The sequence below is a fragment of the Variovorax stachyos genome (assembly GCF_051400855.1).
In the GTDB taxonomy this organism is placed as follows: Bacteria; Pseudomonadota; Gammaproteobacteria; order Burkholderiales; family Burkholderiaceae_C; genus Variovorax.
In genome coordinates, this window is sequence record NZ_JBLFFN010000059.1 from 1 (window position 1) to 742 (window position 742).

Annotated in this window: 2 protein-coding genes; both read right to left on the reverse strand. The window is 69.4% G+C overall.

What is annotated here, in order from left to right; genetic code table 11:
- Positions 1–479: condensation domain-containing protein (locus tag ACMGEZ_RS29685; protein WP_436825862.1), on the reverse strand; the 479-nt coding region annotated here is incomplete at its 3' end.
- The coding region (locus tag ACMGEZ_RS29690) for a phosphopantetheine-binding protein (RefSeq protein ID WP_436825863.1) at positions 479–742 on the reverse strand (264 nt) is incomplete at its 5' end. The genes ACMGEZ_RS29690 and ACMGEZ_RS29685, both read right to left, overlap by 1 nt.

Below are 742 nucleotides of genomic sequence, written 5' to 3' on the forward strand. Positions count from 1 at the left end.
TCGAAGGGCGTCTGGCTCAGCCGCCTCGCTTCTTCCCTCGCCTTTTCCTCGCGTGCCTGCACGGGCTCGCCGCTCACGTCGAGCAGCGCCAGGTCGAACCCGGCCTGCTCCCGGATCCACTGCTCGGCCAGGCCTTGTGCATCGGCGCGGAACATCGCACGCAAGCAGACGTGGCGCTGCACCAGCGCGTCGAAGCTGGCCTTCAGTGCCGCGACATCCAAAGAGCCGCGAAGCCGCAGCGCCCCCAGGATGTGGTGCGCCGTGCTGTCCGGCGCCATCCGCCACAGGAACCACTGGCGCAGTTGCGCCGAGGACAGCCGGCTGCCGCCGGAGAACGAGGGCGCCTGGGCCGGTATGGGAAATTGGCCGAGCGTCAGGCCTTCGGCACGGGTCTTCGAATACACCGCGCGGCGCTGCTCGGCGCTCAGGCGCGAGAAGCGCTCCGCGATCCGACGGGCGGCGGCGGTCTCGATCATCATCAAGCGGTCTCCATGCTGTCCATCAGCGATTCGATGTCCGACAGCGCCTGGTCCGAAGCCCCGACGGCGCGCGAGCCGGCGATCAGCGCCGCGATGTCGTGCAGCAGGGGGTGCTGGAACACATCCTGGATCGACAGCGCGCTCGGCATCGCGGCCTGGACGCGCGCCACCAGTTGCGCGCACAGCAGCGAGTGACCACCGAGCTCGAAGAAGTTGTCGTGGCGGCCCACGCGCTCCACGCCCAACACCTCGCACCAGATGCG